This window comes from Roseateles sp. P5_E11, assembly GCF_054049355.1.
Genome location: NZ_JBFUMO010001159.1, coordinates 1 through 689, shown reverse-complemented (window position 1 = coordinate 689; position 689 = coordinate 1). Strand labels below are relative to the sequence as shown.

Below are 689 nucleotides of genomic sequence, written 5' to 3'. Positions count from 1 at the left end.
GCGCTTCTACAGCCTGATGGACATCATCGGCCGGCGATCCCGTCTGGGGAACCTGCCCTTCATTCGCAAGTCGGTCGCCTCGCACATGATGATGGACGCCTGGGCCAGCGGCGCGCCCTTTCACGCCGACTGGGTGATGGGTACGGGCTTCGTCATTCGTACAGATCTTTTCCGTTCCATCGGTGGCATGGACGAAAGCTACTTCCTGTACATGGAGGACGTGGACCTGTGTGCCCGCGTCTGGAAGTCGGGTCATCAGGTGGTTTGCTGCRCCGGCGCGGTGCTGGTGCACGATCATCAGCGAGCCAGCGTAGACGTCTTCAGCCGCTCGGCGCGTATGCACCTGAAGAGCCTGAAGACATTCATGAGCAACTATCGCGTGCCGCTGCTCACCAAGCCGGGAGTCGCCGGTCTGTTCCGGCGCCACTGAACCGGGAGCGTCCCTCTTCGGTCGCGCGGGCGCTCGCTGGCAAGGCCCGGGCCAACTCGAGCGACCTTGTCTCGGGGGTGGGGCAATGATCGCGCCCTGCTGTGCGCTGCACGACAATCGGCGTTGGCTTTTTTGGAGGATTGGTCTTGAAAGTTCTCGTCACCGGCGCTGCCGGCTTCATCGGCATGCATGTCTGCCAGATCCTTCTGGCACGTGGTGACCAGGTCGTGGGCTTGGACAACCTCAACGACTACTACAG

At 62.2% G+C, this 689-nt stretch carries 2 protein-coding genes; both read left to right on the top strand.

Annotated elements, in window-relative coordinates; translation table 11 throughout:
• Positions 1-430: galactosyltransferase-related protein (locus tag ACXJKR_RS34080; protein WP_457326625.1), on the top strand; the 430-nt coding region annotated here is incomplete at its 5' end.
• A gap of 146 nt (positions 431-576) precedes the next feature.
• Positions 577-689, top strand: a 113-nt coding sequence (locus ACXJKR_RS34075) for an NAD-dependent epimerase/dehydratase family protein (protein ID WP_457326626.1), incomplete at its 3' end; no start/stop codon positions are given.